General features: G+C 66.5%; 14 protein-coding genes. 2 read left to right on the forward strand and 12 right to left on the reverse strand.

The features are described 5' to 3' along the window. Position 1: 1 nt before the first annotated feature. The 9 genes from G557_RS0108225 to G557_RS0108265 form a co-directional block, all read right to left on the reverse strand. Complete coding sequence (locus G557_RS0108225; protein WP_028245665.1) at positions 2 to 1,444, reverse strand: aldehyde dehydrogenase family protein; 1,443 nt, start codon at positions 1,442 to 1,444, stop codon at positions 2 to 4. Beyond that, positions 1,441 to 2,235, reverse strand: a complete 795-nt coding sequence (locus G557_RS0108230; RefSeq protein WP_028245666.1) for an HpcH/HpaI aldolase family protein — start codon at positions 2,233 to 2,235, stop codon at positions 1,441 to 1,443. Before G557_RS0108230 ends, G557_RS0108225 begins: the two co-directional genes overlap by 4 nt. Continuing rightward, complete coding sequence (locus G557_RS12515; protein WP_051224896.1) at positions 2,232 to 3,593, reverse strand: MFS transporter; 1,362 nt, start codon at positions 3,591 to 3,593, stop codon at positions 2,232 to 2,234. Before G557_RS12515 ends, G557_RS0108230 begins: the two co-directional genes overlap by 4 nt. Before the next feature lie 70 nt (positions 3,594 to 3,663). Beyond that, entirely contained in the window at positions 3,664 to 4,776 is a 1,113-nt protein-coding gene (locus G557_RS0108240) for an alcohol dehydrogenase catalytic domain-containing protein (protein WP_028245667.1), read from the reverse strand. Between the two features lie 245 nt (positions 4,777 to 5,021). Beyond that, the gene (locus G557_RS12520) at positions 5,022 to 5,801 is read right to left on the reverse strand and encodes an IclR family transcriptional regulator (protein WP_084627083.1); all 780 of its coding nucleotides are present in this window, start codon (positions 5,799 to 5,801) and stop codon (positions 5,022 to 5,024) included. An 18-nt stretch (positions 5,802 to 5,819) separates the two neighbouring features. After that, complete coding sequence (locus tag G557_RS0108250; protein WP_028245668.1) at positions 5,820 to 7,247, reverse strand: variant leucine-rich repeat-containing protein; 1,428 nt, start codon at positions 7,245 to 7,247, stop codon at positions 5,820 to 5,822. Between the two features lie 36 nt (positions 7,248 to 7,283). Continuing rightward, positions 7,284 to 8,771 (reverse strand): variant leucine-rich repeat-containing protein, encoded by a 1,488-nt coding sequence (locus G557_RS0108255; protein WP_028245669.1) that lies wholly within the window; start codon positions 8,769 to 8,771, stop codon positions 7,284 to 7,286. 117 nt (positions 8,772 to 8,888) lie between these two features. Further along, entirely contained in the window at positions 8,889 to 9,995 is a 1,107-nt protein-coding gene (locus G557_RS0108260) for a 5-methyltetrahydropteroyltriglutamate--homocysteine S-methyltransferase (RefSeq protein WP_028245670.1), read from the reverse strand. A gap of 95 nt (positions 9,996 to 10,090) precedes the next feature. Beyond that, a complete protein-coding gene (locus G557_RS0108265) occupies positions 10,091 to 11,146 on the reverse strand; it encodes a zinc-dependent alcohol dehydrogenase family protein (protein ID WP_028245671.1) in 1,056 nt (351 codons plus the stop codon). Positions 11,147 to 11,335: 189 nt separating this feature from the next. Here G557_RS0108265 and G557_RS0108270 point away from each other — a divergent pair, with 189 nt between their 5' ends. After that, on the forward strand, positions 11,336 to 12,193 hold the full coding sequence (locus tag G557_RS0108270) for an IclR family transcriptional regulator (protein WP_028245672.1): 858 nt from the start codon (positions 11,336 to 11,338) through the stop codon (positions 12,191 to 12,193). On the opposite strand, the gene G557_RS0108275 is transcribed toward G557_RS0108270, so the two are convergent. Then, complete coding sequence (locus G557_RS0108275; protein ID WP_028245673.1) at positions 12,151 to 14,067, reverse strand: sigma-54-dependent Fis family transcriptional regulator; 1,917 nt, start codon at positions 14,065 to 14,067, stop codon at positions 12,151 to 12,153. The genes G557_RS0108270 and G557_RS0108275 overlap by 43 nt on opposite strands. A gap of 208 nt (positions 14,068 to 14,275) precedes the next feature. Between G557_RS0108275 and G557_RS0108280 the strand changes: the two genes are divergently transcribed. Next, entirely contained in the window at positions 14,276 to 15,034 is a 759-nt protein-coding gene (locus tag G557_RS0108280) for a DUF6882 domain-containing protein (protein WP_028245674.1), read from the forward strand. 256 nt (positions 15,035 to 15,290) lie between these two features. Here G557_RS0108280 and G557_RS0108285 read toward each other — a convergent pair whose 3' ends face one another. Both G557_RS0108285 and G557_RS0108290 read right to left on the reverse strand, forming a co-directional pair. Continuing rightward, on the reverse strand, positions 15,291 to 17,411 hold the full coding sequence (locus G557_RS0108285) for an acyltransferase family protein (RefSeq protein WP_084627085.1): 2,121 nt from the start codon (positions 17,409 to 17,411) through the stop codon (positions 15,291 to 15,293). Between the two features lie 167 nt (positions 17,412 to 17,578). Further along, positions 17,579 to 18,496 (reverse strand): LysR substrate-binding domain-containing protein, encoded by a 918-nt coding sequence (locus G557_RS0108290; protein WP_028245676.1) that lies wholly within the window; start codon positions 18,494 to 18,496, stop codon positions 17,579 to 17,581. Positions 18,497 to 18,806 lie beyond the last annotated feature (310 nt).

The raw sequence follows: 18,806 nt of genomic DNA on the forward strand, positions 1-18,806 counted from the left end.
CTCAGCCGATCCGAACGCCGTCGACCAGTGCGGGCACGGCTCCGTCGCGCAGCGATGCGGGCAGCAGCGCCTGCGGCAGGTTCTGGTAGGCCACGGGGCGCACGAACCGGGTGATTGCGGCCGTGCCCACCGATGTGGTGGTCGACGCTGTGGTCGCCGGGTAGGGGCCGCCGTGCTGCTGGGCGTAGCTCACTGTCACCCCGGTGGGCCACTCGTTCCACAGCACACGACCGGCACGCCGGGTCAGCGTGGCGATCAGCGGCGGGGCGATGCGGTCATCCTCATCGGCGATCAGAGTCGCGGTGAGCTGCCCGGGCAGGCGCTCGGCGAGCTCGACGAGCTGCTGCTCGTCGGTATACGACACCACCAGTGCCGCCGGCCCGAACACCTCGTGCAGCAGCTCCGCATTCGTCAGCACCGTCTCGATATCAGTGGCCAGCAGCGTCGGCGCCGGTGGGTTATCGGTGCTTGCGGTGCTGCGCTGTAGCGGTGCGACGCCGGGCTGCAGCTCGAGCTCGCTCAGCGATTGTGTGAAGCCGCTTTGGATGCGCGGGTTCAGCAGCTGCGCGGCTGGCGGCAGGCTCGCTTCGGCGAGCAGCGCTCGGATGCCCGAATCGGCCGGGTGCAGCAGCAGACCGGGTTTGGTGCAGAACTGCCCGGCACCCAGGGTGAATGACGCCACGAACTGTTCGACGATCTGCTCGGGGCGGCCTGCGGCGGCCTGCTCGGTGATGAACACCGGGTTCAGGCTGCCGAGTTCGCCATAGAACGGAATTGGCTCAGGGCGCGATTGGGCGAGATCGAACAGCGCCCGCCCGCCCGGGATCGAACCCGTGAACGCACCGGCCTGCACCCGGGGGTCAACGATGGCCGCACGACCGGCCTCGGTGCCCGTGATCATCTGCAGCAGATGCGCGGGGGCCTCGACTGAGGCGAGCGCATCCACCACAACCTCAGTGGTCAGCGCCGACAGCTCGGGATGCCCGGAGTGCGCTTTGAGCACCACCGCGTTGCCGGCAGCCAGCGCGGCAGCCGAGTCGCCGCCGATCACCGAGAAGGCGAACGGAAAATTGCTCGCAGCGAAGACTACGACTGGGCCGATCGGCACCAACACGCGGCGAATGTCGGGGCGCGCGCCCATCGGCCAGGCCGGGTCGGCGTGATCAATGCGCGCGTCGAGGTAGCCACCGTCACGCACCACCTCGCCGAGCAGACGCAGTTGGAAGCTCGTACGCGTCAGCTCGCCGCGCAATCGTGGCTCACCCAAGTGCGTTTCGCGCATGGCGACCGGTACCAGTGTGTCGGCCGCCGCATCCAGCGCATCGGCGACCGCATCCAGCGCCGCAGCACGAGTCGGCTCATCGGTGGCCGCCCACGCGCGCGAGGCGGTCACGGCATTGCCGACCATGGTGGTGATCTGCTCGGCAGAGGTGGGTGCGATCATGAGTGGTTCCTCCAGGTGTGTGCGATGGCCAACTGCTCGGCGGCGGCACGCGCGAGCACGTTCAGATCGGTGGTCACGGTGACCACACGGAATCCTTGGGCGGCGCGCTTGGCGGCGGTTTCGCCATCAGGTGTGTGAATGCCCGAGACCTTGCCGGCCGCCTCGACGGTGCTGCGAATGCGCTCGACGGCCGCTTCGAGATCAGGCAGGATGGCTGGCTCGAGCGGTACCTCGGCGCCGAGCCCCAGCGACAGGTCGTAGGGGCCCACGTACACACCGTCGACGCCGTCGACTGCGACGATCTCGTCGAGGTTGTCGAGGCCTTCGCGGGTCTCGACCATCACGAACAGCGCCACGGTGTCGTCAACCTCGGCCGGGTTCGACCCGAACAGGCTTTCGGCGCGCATCGGCCCGTAGGATCGGGCCCCGCCCGAGACGGGGTAGCGCATGGCGCGCACCGCCGCCCGAGCCTGCTCTGCTGTGTTGACCAGTGGCACGATCACCGCGCTGGCCCCGGCGTCGAGCGCCTTGCCGATGTCGGCGGCGCTGTTCTCGGGCACGCGCACCACAGGTACCGGGCCTCCGGCGGCCTCGATCACGAGCAGTCCGCGGATCACGTCGCCGTAGTCGATCAGCCCGTGCTGCCAGTCGACACAGACGTAGTCGAAGCCTTGGCGGGCGGCCAGCTCGAGCGCAGCGGTGGGCTCCACCGCGTTCCACAGCCCGAATGATGTCTCAGGTGCGCGAAGTCGGGCCAGCGCTTCTCGGCGAGCCTGGGTTGCGGGGCTCATGCGGTCACCTCTTCTGTCTCATTGCTGCGACGCAGGTGCGTGGTGTCGTCGAGCTCCTGGTCGTAGCGCTCTTTGGCGAACGACACAGCGACCAGTGAGATGGCTGCACAGGCGATCACGAACAGGCCGACCGGCACGTAGTTTCCGCCGAATCCAGCCAGCAGGGCGGTTGCAATCAGCGGGGCCGGGCCGCCGGCGATGGCCGCGCCCAGCTGATAGCCGAGCGAAGCGCCGGTGTAGCGCACCTCGGGGGCGAAGCTTTCGGCGAGCAGGGTGCCGATCAGCGAGCCGTAGGTGGGCCACACGATGAAGAACGAGATCAGAATGGCGGCCGCCGCAGCGACGTTGTTGTGTGTGTTGAGCAGCCACAGGTAGGGCAGGATGAACACGGCCACCGCGACGGTGCCGCCGATGAACACCTTCTTGCGACCGATGGCATCAGAGAGTCGGCCGTAGAAGAGCATGCCGCCGACACCGAGCACCGCGGCCAGCAGCACCATGTTGAGCACGAACTGGCGTTCGTAGCCGAGGCTCACCGCGTAGCTGATCGAGAAGGTCGCGAAGATAAAGAACGTCGAAGTCTCGATGAACTTGGCACCGGTGGCGATCAGTACCTCGCGCCAGTGGTGGCGCAGCGTCGCAGCCAGTGGCACGCGCTCCTGCTTGCCCTGGGCCTGCACGGCGCGGAACGAGGGGGTCTCATCGACTTTGTGACGAATCCACAGACCGATGGCCAGCAGCACGATCGAGATCAGGAACGGGATGCGCCAGCCGATTGAGAGGAACAGATCATTGGGGAACACCCAGCCCGATACCACCAGGGCGAGGTTGCCGAGGGCGAGACCGGTCAGTGCGCCCACTTGGGGCACGGCGCCGTAGTAGCCGCGCTTGCCCTTGGGTGCATACTCGACGGCCAGCAGCAGCCCACCGCCCCACTCACCGCCGAGGGCCACGCCCTGCAGCAGACGAAGCAGCGTGAGGATGATCGGGGCCGCAACACCGATGGTCGCGTAGGTGGGCACCAGACCGATGGCCACAGTCGTCAGGCCCATCAGGGTCAGTGTCATCACCAGGGTGCGCTTGCGGCCGATGCGGTCGCCGATATGGCTGAAAATCACGCCGCCGATGGGGCGAATGAAGAAGGCGAGGGCGAACGATGCCAGAGCCAGCAGCTGGCTGACCAGCGGGTCATCGCTTGGAAAGAAGAGCGGTCCGAAGACCAGGCCGCTCATGGTGCCATAGAGAAAGTAGTCGTACCACTCGATGGTGCTGCCGATCGCGCTGCCCCAGAGCGCGCGCGTGCGGTCTTGCTGACTGACGGCTGGTGGGGCGACGGTGCCCGCGGTCGTATCGGTCATTGGTGTTTTCCTTTGTTCGGGTGGTGGCACGGTCGTCCATGACCACGCCACGGAGGGGGAGGGGGTGGCGTCAGCTGGTGGCGCCGGACTGCGGAAGAATTACAGGGCGCCCGATGGCACCTGAGGTGAGTGAAGCGAGCGCTTCGTCGATCTCTTCGAGTCGATAGCTGCGGTCGATGAGTCGGTCGAGGGACAGGCGCCCGGCCAAGTACAGGTCGAGAATCTCGGGAACCTGCACCGGCGTGTTCGACGAGCCGTAGAGCGAGCCGTCGATGCGCTTGCCCTGCTGCACAAGGTGGTTGATCGGCAGCTCGGCGGTGTCGGTGGCTGAGCCGAGCCCCGCGATGACGGCCGTGCCGCCCTTGCGCAGCGCATGGATGGCCTGCGTGATGGTTGCGGACCGACCGATCGCCTCTACCGCGTAATGTGCACCCGAGCCGGTGATGCGCTGGGTCTCGGCCACGACATCCTGCGTCGCCGCATTGATCACGTGCGTGGCACCCAGCTCGAGTGCCTTCTCGAGGCGGGCGGGCACCACGTCAGAAACGATGATCTGTCGAGCGCCCACCAACTGTGCGCCGAGCACTGCCGAGAGACCGACGCCACCAGCGCCGATGATCAGCACCGAGCGACCGGTGAGATCGGGCAGCCGGTTGAGCACCACGCCCATGCCGGTGATGACCGCGCAGCCGGTGATCGCAGCGATCTCGCTGGGCACCTCGTCGGGCACGCGCACCAGCGACTGTTGTGGCACCACGGCCTGCTCGGCGAAGCAGGAGATGCCCATCAGGTGGTAGCGGGTCTCGCCGTTGAGGCTCAGGCGGGTGCCACCGCCGATGAGCTCGTTGGTGGTGCCATGCACCGCGCCTTTGTCGCACAGGGCGGGCTGTCCCGACAGGCAGTATTCGCACTCGCCGCAGCGGGGGCGCCAGAGCATCACAACTTTGTCGCCTGGTGCGAAGGCGGTGACGCCGGGGCCAACCTGCTCGACGATGCCGCAGCCCTCGTGGCCGAGCACGAGGGGGTGATGTGCGGCGAGGTCGCCCTGCCAGTAATGCAGGTCGCTATGGCAAACGCCGGCCGCTTCGATGCGCACGAGCACCTCTCCGGCCGCCGGGGCATCGAGGGTCAGATCCTCGATGATCACCGGTTCGTGGGGGCGGTGCATTACCGCTGCTCTCATCGGGCACTCCTTTGTGTCTGAGGGCGGTCGCCCGGGGAGGCGACCGTGCGACCGCGATAGCGGTCAGGTCGATGTGCGGCGAGGCCAGGGGGAGTTGCCCCGCCACACATCGACTGCTCACACATTCTGGGGAGGGTACAGGCGCAAATGCGAAAAGTGTTCCGGTGAGTGGAACGAAGATCGTATCTGATCGCTGGCATCGACCAGCGACTCAGTCGCGCTCGCGATGGCACTCAGTCTGCGCGTCAGAGGGTGTTCAGTGCTGCGTTGGCGCGGATCTGTCGGTTCAGACCGAGCGTGGCCGCATGAATGGTGGGGCCGAAACGGCGAATATCGCCGTCAGAGGTGGGTCCGGTGAGTGAGATGGCAGCGATGGGTGACTGATCGTGCCGCAACAGGGCTGCGGAGGCGCACGCGACGCCTTCCGCGGACTCTTCAACCTCATAGGCCACCCCGGTTGCGCGCACTTCGGCGAGCTGGCGGTAAAGCTCGGCACTATCAGTGATGGTGCGTGGGCCGAGGCGTTCAAGCCCACGCGAGAGAATGTCATCGGTGACCGCGGCATCAGAGAAGGCCATCAGCGCTTTGCCTGCTGCTGAGGCATGCGCGGGTACTCGGCCACCAACTCGTGATGGCAGATGCTCGGGGATGCTGCGCCCGCGCAGAATCTCGATGTAGACCAAGTCGCGGCCGCGCAGCACCGTCAGCTGCACCGTGAGCCCGGTGGCCTGACGCAGGTCGGCCATGGCGGCTAAGGCCAGTCGACGCAGCAGCTTCGAGCGGCCCACCATCTCGCCGAGTTCAAAGCAGCGCATGCCCAGCTGGTAGCCGTGTTCGACGCGCTCGAGCAGGTCGGCTTCGACCAGTTCGCTGGTGATGCGCGCCACCGTCGGCTTGGGAATACCCGTGCGTTTGGCGATCGCTCCCAGCCCGAGCACCGGGTCGGCGACGCTGAATGCCTGCAGAATCAGCGACACACGGCCGATCATGGTTTTCGGAATCGGAGGAGTTGGTTCCGGGGTCATTCCGGCAGTGTAGCGGGGTCAGTAATCGTGAGTCACTTCGGGAGTGTCGAAGGCGATGGCATCGTCTTGCCATGAGATGTGGAACGTCGCGGTATAGCCTTTGTTGACGGAGTTGCTCAGATCTTCACCCATAGCTTCTCGATTCATCGTCAGGATTGCGCCGGCGTCTGTGCTCTTGAGCTGGCGGTCCCAATAAGAGACCTTGACATCGCCATCGGTGACCGCTGCATCGGGTACTGCCTTGCGGAACGCCTCTTCCAACTTGGTGCTGTAGTCGACGTTGTCGGCACTGCGACTCTCTCCGGACTCTGGAGAGCTCATATGCTCAGCGTCAGTCAGCACCTCCTGGTTGAGCACCTCAAGGGCAGTGCCATCGGCATTGGGCGTGTAGATCGTCAGAGCGGTGTAAACGGCGCTGCTGCCCCAGCCTGCATCTCCGTAGGTCGACATCATCGAGAGCGTGACGATGTCGCTGGCGCCATCGCTGTTGATGTCGGTGACCACGATGTCATTCGATGATCCGGGTTTGGTGCGGTAATACCCATGCTCATAGGCCATATAGGTGCCGTCGTTAGTGAGCATGGTCGTGAAGGCCTCTGTTGAGGGTGAGGTCTGCTGAGGCGACGAGCCCTCTTCGAGTGAGATAACGCTGTCGGTAAACCGCTCTGGTGCCTGAGCTCCATCGTTCAGGTTCGCATAGAGCTGTTGATCATGCTCGCCGAGCGGGGCAGTGAGCAGCAGTTCGCGTAGTGCGGTTTCGCTCAAGGATGCGTGGGCTGGTGCGGTTGTCACGGTTTCGGCGGTGGTGTTGGTCGCGTCGTTGTTGAGGGCGATGTAACCGGCCGTGCCACCGCCTGCGACGACGGCGACGGTGGCGACGCTGGCGACGACTTTGCCGGCCGTGATGCCGGTGGCGGTTTTGGTCGCTGCGGCGGCGCTGGCTTTGCCTGCGGTTGCGGCGCCGGCTTTGCTGGCCGCTGCGGTGGCGGTGGTGGGGTCGATCGGGGTGATGCCGGCACCCAGCGAGCTTGGTGTGGCGGCGTGGGTGGTAGCTTGCGCGGCGTGTTCGATGGCGGTGTTGGCCAGGCCTGCGGCGTCGGTGGTGGCCGAGGCGGCGGCTCCGGTGCCAGCCTGTGTGGCGGCAAGACCGGTCGTGGTGGCTGCCGATGCGGCAACGCCGGTGGCTGCTGGGCCGGCGAGGTAGCCGCGTTTTTGGTCTTGTTCGGGTTGCAGCCCGCGCAGCCATTGGGACAGCTGCGGGTAGATGTTGGGGTGGGCGAGCAGGGGTGCGATCAGTTCGGGGTGTTCAGGTGCATGGGCTGCGATTTGCTGCAACTGTGCCGGGGTCGTGGTGAGGTCACGCACCTGCGCGAGCAGGGCATCCACCGGGCTGGAACCGCCAGCACCCGTCGCCGCATCGTTAGTGTTGACTGGCTGATCGCTCATGAAATTCCCCCTTGATGTGTCGTTGCAGATACGCGTTTACTGCCAGGCCACCAGCGACAGGGGCTTGACTTGGATTGCCTTGTCGATGGTCACCTCATCGTCGGAGAAGCCGATCGAGAAGGTGACGAGATCGGTGCCCTGAGAGCTCGGTGCGTCTCCGTCGGAGCCCCAGTAGTTGCTGCGCCGTGCGGTGAGTGTGGTGCCGTCTTCGTTGAGCGCGATCGCTGTGTAGCCGGCGGCTTGGCCGCTGGTGCTGGTGTGCGTGCCACCCGCTGCCTTGTACGCGGTATCGAGCTGTGGGCTGGCGCTGGCAGTGCCGTCGATGACGTCTTTTGTCTCGTCGAAGATGGAAAGCTGCGATCGCACGGTGAGTGCGGTGCCGTCTTCATTGGGGGTATAGACGGTGAGCGCCGAGAAGCCGTCGCCTGACCCGTTGGTTGTGACTGTCGATTTCGGATCGGGATTGGTCACGATGGTGACGATGTCTTTGATGCCATCGCCGTCGACATCGCGCACCGCTGGGCGCTGGCTGCGGGTGATGCCGTATGACGAGAGCGTCGGGAAGTTTGTGCTGGTGATCAGTGAGCCGTCATTGGTGACTCGAATGCTCACGCCGCTTGCCGACACGGTCAGCAGTGACCCGCTATACGAGGTGAGACTGGGCGCGGTGCCACCGTTGAACGCTGCGATGTCGGTCAGATAGCTGCGCTCAAGATCGCCGACCGGTGCGGTCTTCAGCAGAGCGAGCAGCTCATCGTCGCTGAGCGAAGCCGCTGCCGGCAGTGTTTCTGAAGGCTCTGCGGAGGTGCTGGCGGTCTCGGTGGTGTCATCGCTGCTGTTGAGCGCGAGATACCCGGCGGTGCCGCCGCCCGCCACGAGAGTTGCGGCCGCGAGCCCGGCGATGATCTTGCCTGCACTGAGCCCGGTGCCCGTTTTGGCAGCTGCGGCCGCGCCCGCCTTACCAGCGGTTGCTGCTGCGGCTTTGCCGGTTGCTGTGGTGGCGGTGGTGGGGTCGACTGGTGGGATGGGCGTGGCCGCGCCGCTGGCAGCGTGTGCGGTTACGGTGCTGGCAGGGTCGATGGGCGGCAGTGAGGCCGCACTGGTGGCAGTGTGTGCGATGGGGTCGATGCTGGGAATGGGCGGGATGGCGCCGGAGGCGATTTGCCCGGCGAGGTCGGTGCCGCCTGCAGCGGTGGCTCCGGTGCCGGCCTGTGTGGCGGCAAGCCCGGTGGTGGTGGCAGCGGATGCGGCGACGCCGGTGGCTTCCGGGCCGGCGAGGTAGCCGCGTTTTTGGTCTTGTTCGGGTTGCAGACCGCGCAGCCATTGGGCCAGCTGCGGGTAGATGTTGGGGTGCGCCAGCAGGGGTGCGATCAGTTCTGCGTGTTCAGGTGCATGCGTGGCGATTTGCTGCAACTGGGCCGGGGTCGTGGTGAGGTCACGCACCTGCGCGAGCAGGGCATCCACCGGGCTGGAGCCGCCGGCACCCGTCGCCGCGTCGTTGGCGTTGGCTGGCTGATCGCTCATGATTCCCCCTTGATATGTGGTTGTCGGATGGCTCTGCTCGTCGCAGAGACCAACCCGTGGCGCGCAGTGCCGTGCGGCCGAGGTCAGCCTACCAAAGGCCTCCGACATGCCCTGCGCTCAAACGCGGGGCCACACCTCATCGGCGATGCGCACGATCTCGGCGAGCTTGTTCCACTGCTGCTGCTCGGTGAGCACGTTGCCCTCTTCGGTAGAGGCGAAACCGCACTGTGGGCTCAAGGCAAGCTGTTCGAGAGGTGCGAAGCGTGAGGCCTCGGTGATGCGTGCCCGCACAGCCTCGGGGCTTTCGAGGTCGCCCGACTTCGAGGTGATCAGGCCGAGCACCACGCGTTGACGGCCGTGGGGCAGAAAGCGCAGGGGCTCAAACCCGCCGGCACGTTCGGTGTCGTACTCGAGGAAGAAACCGTCGTAGTTGGTTTCGCCAAGCAGCTGCCGAGCCACTGGCTCATAGCCGCCGGAGGCGATCCAGGTGGAGCGGAAGTTGCCGCGGCACACATGCGTGGTGATGGTCATGTCGCTGGGTTTGTCGCGCAGAATCTCGTTGAGCAGCGCCGAGTAGGCATCAGCCAGCCCGTCGGTGTCGAGGCCGCGTTCGCGGGCCCGTTCGAGTTCTTCGTCAGAGCACAGGTACGCCCAAGCGGTGTCGTCGAACTGCAGGTAACGGCAGCCCTCGGCATAGAACGCGGCGATCGCGTCGCGCCAGGTCTGCGCCAGGTCTGCGAACAGGGCGTCGCGGTCGGGGTAGATGTCGCTGGCGATGCTCTCGGGCGCGAGGCGGAAGTGCAGCACTGTGGGGGCGGGAATGCACTGCTTGGCCACTACTGAGGCGTGGTCGCGCACGAAGCGGAAGTGTTCGAGCATCGGGTGGTCGGCGGGAAAGCCGATGCGGCCGGTGATGTGCACCGCGTGTGGCTTGGGCGCCACACCCTTGAACGCCATGCCGGAGTCTTCGGCGACGATCTCGACCCCGTCGAGCCCGCCGAAAAAGTCGAAGTGCCAGAAGGCGCGACGGAACTCGCCGTCGGTCACCGCGTGCAACCCGACCTGTTGCTGCTGCTCGATGGCGTGCAAGATCGCTTCGTCTTCGACCGCGCGCAGGGCGGCGGCGTCGATCTCGCCGTGCTCGAAACGAGCACGTGCGTCGTGAACGGATGCGGGGCGCAGCAGGCTGCCGACTTGGTCGGCGCGGAACGGGGGTGTCGTCATGCACACCAGTGTAGGCCTGCACCCCGTCGGCTGACGGCAGTGGCCGCGCCCGGGAGTTCCGGAGCGCGGCCACTGTCTGAGGAGGAGTCAGGCGATCAGTGCACGTAGACCTTGAGCGCCTTGGTGTTCTTGGCGTCGGCGAACACCTCGTAGGCCTTCTCGAACTCGTCGAAGGCGAACTCGTGGGTGACGAACCCGCTCACGTCGAGCTTCTTGGCAGCGACGAGGTTCAACAGCATCTCGAGGGTGGTGGTGTTCACCAGGCCCATCGTGATGTCGATGTTCTTGGTCCACAGCTTCTCCATGGCGATCTCGACGGGCTTGCCGTGCACGCCGATGTTGGCCACGTGGCCGCCGGGGCGCACGATCTCGGTGGCCAGCTGCAGAGTCGGTGGAATGCCCACGGCCTCGATAGCCACATCGACGCCCTCGCCGTCGACGGTCAGCGCCTTGATCTGGTCGATCACGTCGGCCGCACCCGAGTTGACGCCGTCGGTGGCGCCGAACTTCTTGGCCTCGGCGATGCGGTTGTCATCGAGATCGACCGAGATGATCTTGGCCGGGCCGTACAGGCCGGCGGTGGCGACAGCCGAGAGGCCGACGGGGCCGGCGCCGATGATGGCGACGGTGTCGCCGGGCTTCACGCGGCCGTTCTGCACGCCGATCTCGAAGCCGGTGGGCAGGATGTCGCTCAGCAGGATCGCGTCGCGGTCGTCCACGCCCTCGGGGATGCGGTAGCTGGAGGTCTCGGCGTAGGGCACGCGGCAGTACTCGGCCTGGGTGCCGTTGATGTAGTGGCCGAACGCCCAGGCGTCGCCGGCGGCGCCCTCGGGTGCGAGGCAGTGGCTGAGCAGACCCTTGCGGCAGTTCGCGCAGCGGCCGCAGGTGGTCATGCAGCTGAGCAGCAGCTTGTCTCCGACCTTGATGTTCTCGACCTCGGAGCCGATCTCGGTGACGATGCCCACGCCCTCGTGGCCCAGCACGGTGCCGACCGGGGTCTCGGGCACATCGCCCTTGAGCACGTGCAGATCAGAGCCGCAGATCGTGGTGGCGGTCATCTTGACGATGACGTCGGTGGGCTGTTCGATGACCGGATCGGGCACGTCCTTCCACTCGCGAATACCGGGACCGCCGTAGACAAGACCCTTCATGGGTTCCTCCTTGAATCAGATGTCAGGCCGGCGCCTCGCCGTGGGGGTTCAGCGGCCGGATGCGAGCTTCAGCGCTCGCTCCTTCTCATGGTTCCAGCCGGGTCGGCTGCAGAACCGGGGTTAGTCGCCCTGATGTGTGCGAAGATGACACAGTATGTCCTCCACAATGTGGAGGTGGGGAAGGTGGATATGGCAGCCGAGCGCAGAACAGGCACACAGGCACTGCACCGTGCGGCCGACCTGCTGGCCGAGCTGGCACGTGACGCGGGGGCGCCGCGCCGCATCGCATCCATCGCCCGAGCGCTGGCACTGCCTGAGCCCACCGTCGCCCGACTGCTCGGCGGTCTGGCCGAGGTAGGGCTGGTCGAGCGGCTGCCGCACAGCCTGCTCTGGCGACTCGGCCCCGAGATCGACGCCCTCGCGCAGGCGCGCCCGGTGCTGTCGCCGTCTTTCTGGCGCGAGGCCGACGCCGTGCTCGACGAGGTGGCCGACACTACCGGAGGCACGGTGACGCTGTGGCTGCGCAGCGGCGACGATCGTGTGTGCGTGCGCCGGGCTGACGGCGTGCTGGCTCCCGATTCGGTCAGCGTGGTGCGGCTGGATGCGGCATCGTCAGACACCTCGTTCATCGTCGACGACGGGCATGACGCCTGCCCCGGTGACCGCGCGCCCCTCGGCATCGGCGCGGGTGGGCTGGTCGAACTGGCTGGCCTGAGCGCCGAGGATCAAGGTGCGATCGTGGGGCGGCTGTGGCCGCGCATCCTTGCGTCGGAGCATATGCCGAGATCGGAATACGATGCCCAGGTTGATGCGCTGCGCGAGCAGGGCTATGCCACCGATGACTCGCACGACTGGCAGCATTCGTTCTGCACGGCGGTGGCGCTCACCGATGCCGCCGGTGCACTGATCGGTGATCTTGTGGTGGTGCAACGTCTCGAGTTGGCGTCGGTATCGCGCCGACTGGCCGCTGTGCAGGCGTTGCAGCGCGCCGCCCGGCGACTGGCTCAGTCGGTTTCAGACAGGCCGTATTCGGCGAGTCTGCGGTAGAGCGTCGACCGTGAGATGTCGAGGGCGCGGGCGGCGGCTGCCCGATTGCCGCCCGCACGATAGAGCGCGGTCATGATGGCGGCCCGCTGCTGTCGCTCGGCCTCGGTCAGATGACGCAGCGCGGCGCTGAAAGCGTGCGGCGGCAGGTCTGCGGTGGTGATCTCGCCGACGGGGCGCTGGCGCAGGGCATGCCGCAGGGCATCGGTCAGCTGATGGATGTTGCCCGGCCAGTGCCCCTCGGCGAGGGTGCGCAGCGCCTCGGGTGCGAGCCTGCGCGACGAGCCGGGCTGGAGTGCTTCGAGAATTGAGGTCACCAGACTCGAGAAGTCGGCCCGGCGCTGCCGCAGTGCGGGCAGCGTCACCGTGTGCGCGACCATGGGCAGCGCGGTGGCGATGGGCTGGCCGTCGCTGATCTGATCGTTCTCTGCGGTGAGCACCACGCGCACGGGCTGGCCGTGCAGACGAGGGGCCCGCAGCCACTGAGTGACTTCGGCGAGCGTCGACTGCGGCAGGCGATGGGCGTTGCGCAGCACGAGCACCGGGGCGCTCTGGCGGGAGGTTGGGGTCGCGTCGCCGGGCACATCAGCGTCGGCCTCGCACACGGCCAGGGCTTGGGCGAACCCGCCGGCACGGGTGACAGTCTCGGGCGCGATGGTGTGCGTGTGCCAGCCCTCAGCCCGGGCCACCTCGTTGACCAGCGACACCTTGCCGGTGCCGATCTCACCGAGCACGAGCGTGGTCTCGAAGCGCCGCAAACTGCGCGTGAGGTCGCGGCGAGCCAGGGCCCAAGTGCTCGATTGGCTCTGCCGACCGAGCGTGAGCTCGTCGACCACGTGCAGCGATTCTGGCTCGGGCGATGCTGATGGGCGACGCGGTGAGTGCCGTGCGGGGCGAGCCGGGCGATCGGCGATCTGGGGCATCCTGCGGGCCCAGATGAGCACGCCGTCGGCCACCCCGTTGATGCGGGCGGCTGAGACCTGCGCGGCGAGTCGGCCGGCGGCTGCAGACAGCACCACTGATGTTTCGGTGGCGTTGGATGCGGCGAGGCTGCGGCGCACCTGCTCGACCAGTTTGGCCGTGGCGCCCTCGTCGAGCAGGCGACGGGCCGTCACATTGCGCAGGGTCAACAGGGGAGTGGCGGCGATGACGGCGAGGCCGGGCTGCCCGTGGGCCTCTGCTCGAGCGCGGGTGAAGGCCTCGAACACGCGGCGCTCGGCACTTGAAGAGGCCTGAAAGAGCTCGTGCTCGACGGCGCGGGCACCCTGCACGGCGATGACCTGCATCATGGGGCTCGCGTCGCGAATGTCGCAGGTGAGGTCGAGTACACCCTCGAGGCGGCCGGTAATCGGGTGGATGATCGGCGCTCCTGCGCACACGTAGCGCAGGAAGCGCTCTTGGTAGTGGGCCGCGCCGGCGACGTAGATGGGGCGGCGTGTCTCGATCACGGTGCCCACGCCGTTGGTGCCCACGAACCCCTCGCTGAAGTCGAAGCCGGGGGCGAGATCGATGTGGTTGACCAACGCCTGTGCGGTGTGGCCGTTGTCGGCGCGGGCGAGCACGTGCGAGTTGTCGTCTGAGAGCACCACGCTCACATCGAGACTGCCGAGCTGGTGCACGAGTTCGTTCATCGGCTCGGTCGCGCAGCGCGAGAGCAGAGTGTCGTCGGTCACGGTGACGCGGCGGGAGTCGCTGCTCTCGGCGTCCACGCCGGCGCGCACCGAGCGCTGCCACGATCCGGCGATGGGCAGGGGCACGCCGGTGGTCCAGGTGGTGGGATCAGCCGCGTGTGTGTTCTGGTTTGCGGGCGCACTGTCTTGTCGGGTGGCGCGGATGAAACGCTCCCGTGCCCTAGCGACGTCATCGACGGAGTGCATATCTCTATTGTCCGCTCTCTGCGCGCTGTTGCGCTGCCTGTGCACGTTGATTTGTGGTAAATCGAGGGGTTTCTCACAGACTCTTCCGCGCAGGTAGCGGGCGCGGGAGAGTGCGTATGCGTGCGCGAGTCAGGGCGCGGGGATGCTGTGCACATACACTGAGAGGGCACATACCCTGAGAGGGTTCGTCACTCGCGAAGGATGCCTCATGTCGATGCCCGAAGATCTACCCCTGCGAATCGACCCCGCGGGGGTGGTGATCGAGCAGCTGGTCGATCAGGTGATCGCATTGTCTGCCGAGTCTCAGGCGCGATTCGCCGAGACCTACGCCGCACATGCTTGGCAGGCCGATCTGCGCGAGCCGGCCAAGTTCACCTTCGACACCGACCCGGTGACTGTTTTCGAGCCGCAGTTTCTCGGCACCACGGCCGACGCCTCCAACTCGTGGCTGTGGGGCTGGGAGAACGTAAACGGGTTTCCCGCCTCGGTGCTGCAATGCGCCGAGCGCGTGCGCGGCGTCGGAGAGCACTTCGAAGTGCCCGAGCTGACCACCGCGATTCAACCGCTCGACGCCGAGCAGCGCCGCGCCGCCGGGCTCAACGCAGCCAACGCCGCGCAGCAGACGCTGGTGTACGCCGCCATGGCGATCGCGGGCTACCCGGCGCCGGTGTTCTACCGCGGGCCGGTGGGGCAGGGTTCATATGCCTGGTTTCTGCTCGACAACCCCGATGCGTTCAGCCTGCCGGCGCCCACCACACTTGCCACTGCCGAGGCGTTCACCGCCGCGATCGACAGCGGCCACCTGCACGACCATCGCCTCGTGGTGCAGGGGTACGCCGACCGGCGGGAAGGTGTCGACCTGAGCGAAGACGGGCCCGACGCGCTGCTGACGGTGAGCGACGGCGTGGTGCGCATCATGTTCGACGACCAAGGTCGCATGTCGCAGATCAGCGGTGAGGTGGGCTGAGGCTCTGTCGTCACTGTGCACTCCTGCCCAGCGATCAGGCCCGCGCAGCGGACGGGCTTGTGCACTCCTGCCCAGCGATCAGGCTGCAAGTGGCGCGCGGCACTTGTGCAGCCGCCACTGCGGCGCGTGATTTCGGCAGACACTGCGGCGACGTGGCAGCGCGGCAGGCCGATCACTGGGCAGTTCGGTACACCCCGGGATCGCACCTGAGCATGGAGTGTCGCGTTCACTGGGCAGTTCGGTACAGCCCCGCCTCTCACACCGCCAGATGCCGCCCGGCCGCAGCCGCATCGACCGCCTGCGCGAGCACATCGGTGAATTCCGCGTCGAACCACGGCGCGAGCGTCTGCACATACGCACGCGTGGGGTGATTGTTGTCGATGTAGATCACACGACCGCCGATCGCCGGTGGGCAGACGTCGCCGGTGCAGAACAGGTCGGCCAAATCGATCGTGAGCACCAGGGGGTCGTCGGCCAGCGTGGTCGGCAGAGCCTCTGAAAGGTCGACGTCGGCGAGCACTTGGTCGCGTGGCACCGAGCACGTCTCGATGCCGATCACTTGGTCGGGCTGCTGCGCCAGGCAGGTGCTCGGCGACTGGCTGAACCGCGGGTTGTCACGCATCAGAATCACCGGAACGCCCAGCGCGGTGATGCGCTCGGTGTGCTCGACCAACGAGTCAGCCACGGTCAGCTCGGGCGAGTCGGCCACTGAGCGGTTGCCCACGGTGAATACGGCGTCAGGATGCTCGGCCGCCACCGCGTCGATCAGCGTCTCGTTCATTGCGATGCAGTCGGTGGGCTTCTGCCCCACGTCGGGCTCGAACAAGCCGTCGTCACCGGTGCCCATCGCGCATCCGCCGAGGATGAACGTGCGGATGGTCCATCCGTTGCGCTCGGCCAGCTGAGCCAGCAGCGTGACCCAAGTGTCGGCATGCGAGTTGCCGGCGACGAAGATCGTGCGGGGCTGCTGCCCGTCGGCGGCGGCAGCCTGCGGGTCGTTCACGCAGGTGATCAGCTGGCTGTCGTGGCTGTCGATCGTCTCGCATCGCGAGGCCCACTCGGCCCACTGGTCATCGAGGGTGGTGAGCGCCGGCTGCAGCGACGTGAACAGCTGCGGCCCCGCGTAGTCGGCCGCCAGGGCACTGGCCCCCGGGTTGTCGTCACTCGCAGTGCTGGTGATCTGCGTGATATCGCGCTGCCACATGCCGACGACCAGCCCGAGCGCCAACGCGATGCCGGTCAGCCGCAACGCGGGGCGACGAAGGTGAGCGAGCATCCTGCGGGCCGATGCGGCACCGGCGGCCGACCGAATCGGCTGCTCGACGAACCGGGTGCTCAGCCAGGCCAGGCCGATCGCTGCCGCGATCACGACCAGGCCCTCGGTCGGGCTCAGCTGCTGCTCGCCGGTGTGTGCGAGCCAGAGCGTCATGATCGGCCAGTGCCACAGGTAGATGCCGTAGCTGATGCCGCCGAGCCACATCAGCGGGCGAGCCGACAGCCAGCGGCCGACGCCAGCTCTGTCTGGCGTCGCATCTGGGGTGGCGCCCGACACGAAGATCAGGGCCGCAAAGGTCAGCGGAACGGCGGCGATCACGCCCGGGAACGAACCCGACACGTCGGCGACGAAACCGAACGAGACCAAACCGGCCACGCCCATCCACCCGCTGACCACGCGGAGTGCGCGCGGCAGCCGCAGATGCGGCAGGGCGAGGGCGAACAGGCCGCCGGCGCAGAACTCCCAGACCCTGGCGAAGGTGTCGTAGTAGGCAAAGGGCTGGCGCGACGCAGTGGTCGCCACTGAATAGGCGAGCGAGGCGAGGGCGATGCTGCCGAGCGCGACGGCGACGGCGGTGCTGGGTGTGCGGCGCAGCCTTCGGGCGGCCCAAATCGCGGCGCCGATCAGCAGTGGCCAAACCAGGTAGACCTGCATCTGCACGGCCATGGCCCAGAAGTGCTGCACCGGGCTTACGGTGTCGCCGTTGTGGATGTAGGCGACGTTGTCGAACGCGAGCGTCCAGTTGACCGTGAACAGGGCGGCCGACTCGAGCTCGGTGAGAATCTGCCGCCACCAGGTGATTGGGGTCAGCAGGATGCTCGCGACAGCGGTCGCGGTCAGCACCGTCCAGGCCTGGGGCAACAGCCGTTTGGCGAGATTGCGCCAGAACCCGGCCACCGCGTGCCAGCCGCTTTCGGGCAGGCGCCGCAGCAGCGACGTGGTCATGAAGTAGGCCGAGATGAAGAAGAAAAGGTCGACCGCGCCGGAGACGCGGTGGAACCAGATGTGGTACGCCGCCACCAGCAGCGCCGCCAGCGCGCGCAGCCCCTGGATGTCGGTGCGGTAGCGCCTGGGCATGGTTGCGGGGTGGGATTTTGGCATAACCACTCAAGTCTAGTCGAGGGGTGTGGCGGTGCCTGTGGGGGCGCTGGCGGCGCTTCCGCCTCCCCGTGCCTCTTGCTGCACCGGTTTCTGCGTCGTTCTCGCAACTCTGGGGCGCGTATGAGGCCGTTTTCGACGCAGAAACGCGTGTGCACAGCGCGCTGACCTCAGCCCACAATCGTCGAGCGGTGGATCACCTCACGACAGATCGTGGTGAACGCCTTGGCTCGGGCGGTCAACCCCTCGCCAGAGCGGTAGGCGAGCACCACGTTCAGGGGCTTGACTGGCTCGATGACTGGCACGGCTGTAATCGGCAGGCCTGAATAGGTGAGCTCGTGTGAGGGCGCCTGGTTGAGCAGCGTGAACCCGTGACCGCCGGCGACCATGCTGCGCACCGTTTCGAAGCTCTCGAACTCATAACCGATGTGCGGCACGATGCCATTCGACGAGAACGCATTCAGAAAGTACTCGCGACTGGCGGGCAGGTTCAGCAGAATGAAGGGCTCGTCGGCGAGTTCGCGCAGCGAGATGGCCGACCGTGACGCGAGCGGATGGTTCGTCGATAGACCGATATAGGCCGGGCGCTCCTGCAGCACCTCGTAGTGCACAGCTGGGTCTGCCACGATGTCGTAGAGCAGGGCCACGTCGATGCGGCGATCTTTGAGCGCCTCAATACCCTCGGGACACGACAGCTCGGTCACCTTCACGTGCAGGGTGGGGTAGGCCTCGGAAAGGCGTGCCCAGATCGGCGGAAGATAGAACGGCGCGAGCGTCTTGAAGCAGGCCGTGTCGAGCACACCACTGGTCGCCTCGGGGCTGACCGAGTCGATGGCATCGCGGATCGAGGTGAGGATCTGTCTGGCGCGCACCAGCAGTTCGCGGCCATCGGCGGTGAGTTCGAGCCCCTTGGCGCGCTTGCGCAGAAAGAGCGTGGTGCCTAGGCGCCGTTCGAGCAGGCTGATCGAAGTGGAGACGGCAGACTGCGCAACGAACAGTTCATCTGCTGCAGCGGTCATGCTGCGATGCTCGGCCGCGTGCACGAAATAGGTCAGCTGGGCGATTGAGATCTCCGGTGCCGCGCTCATGCTCCTCCTTCGTGCTGTCTGAACTCTACGTCGCGTTGGTTGCGACTGTATTTCGTTGATGTTACCCGGCTACAGCATATGGAAAGTCGATGCAGGGTGACGTGAAAAGTGCGGTTTCGCATCCATTCGGCCTGTTTGCGAGGAGGCAGAACCGCGCAATATCGGGCTTTGTGGCCAAATGAGCCGAGCTCGCGTTACGAATGTGTTTCGAAGATATTGCAGGCAGCACAATATCGCTTTTTCTGATGCCCATGACCAGTTGTGATTACTTGCTCTGCGTTTCCGAGGCTCCCTAAATTGGGCTCATCAA

The organism is Pseudoclavibacter soli DSM 23366, from assembly GCF_000423505.1.
Lineage (GTDB): Bacteria > Actinomycetota > Actinomycetes > Actinomycetales > Microbacteriaceae > Pseudoclavibacter_A > Pseudoclavibacter_A soli.

What these genes read in the sequence shown, in the direction of transcription:
- G557_RS0108225 (WP_028245665.1), bottom strand. Translation starts at nt 1,444, where the DNA reads ATGATCGCACCCACCTCTGCCGAGCAGATCACCACCATGGTCGGCAAT.
- G557_RS0108230 (WP_028245666.1), bottom strand. Translation starts at nt 2,235, where the DNA reads ATGAGCCCCGCAACCCAGGCTCGCCGAGAAGCGCTGGCCCGACTTCGC.
- G557_RS12515 (WP_051224896.1), bottom strand. Translation starts at nt 3,593, where the DNA reads ATGACCGATACGACCGCGGGCACCGTCGCCCCACCAGCCGTCAGTCAG.
- G557_RS0108240 (WP_028245667.1), bottom strand. Translation starts at nt 4,776, where the DNA reads ATGAGAGCAGCGGTAATGCACCGCCCCCACGAACCGGTGATCATCGAG.
- G557_RS12520 (WP_084627083.1), bottom strand. Translation starts at nt 5,801, where the DNA reads ATGACCCCGGAACCAACTCCTCCGATTCCGAAAACCATGATCGGCCGT.
- G557_RS0108250 (WP_028245668.1), bottom strand. Translation starts at nt 7,247, where the DNA reads ATGAGCGATCAGCCAGTCAACACTAACGATGCGGCGACGGGTGCTGGC.
- G557_RS0108255 (WP_028245669.1), bottom strand. Translation starts at nt 8,771, where the DNA reads ATGAGCGATCAGCCAGCCAACGCCAACGACGCGGCGACGGGTGCCGGC.
- G557_RS0108260 (WP_028245670.1), bottom strand. Translation starts at nt 9,995, where the DNA reads ATGACGACACCCCCGTTCCGCGCCGACCAAGTCGGCAGCCTGCTGCGC.
- G557_RS0108265 (WP_028245671.1), bottom strand. Translation starts at nt 11,146, where the DNA reads ATGAAGGGTCTTGTCTACGGCGGTCCCGGTATTCGCGAGTGGAAGGAC.
- G557_RS0108270 (WP_028245672.1), top strand. Translation starts at nt 11,336, where the DNA reads ATGGCAGCCGAGCGCAGAACAGGCACACAGGCACTGCACCGTGCGGCC.
- G557_RS0108275 (WP_028245673.1), bottom strand. Translation starts at nt 14,067, where the DNA reads ATGCACTCCGTCGATGACGTCGCTAGGGCACGGGAGCGTTTCATCCGC.
- G557_RS0108280 (WP_028245674.1), top strand. Translation starts at nt 14,276, where the DNA reads ATGTCGATGCCCGAAGATCTACCCCTGCGAATCGACCCCGCGGGGGTG.
- G557_RS0108285 (WP_084627085.1), bottom strand. Translation starts at nt 17,411, where the DNA reads ATGCCAAAATCCCACCCCGCAACCATGCCCAGGCGCTACCGCACCGAC.
- G557_RS0108290 (WP_028245676.1), bottom strand. Translation starts at nt 18,496, where the DNA reads ATGAGCGCGGCACCGGAGATCTCAATCGCCCAGCTGACCTATTTCGTG.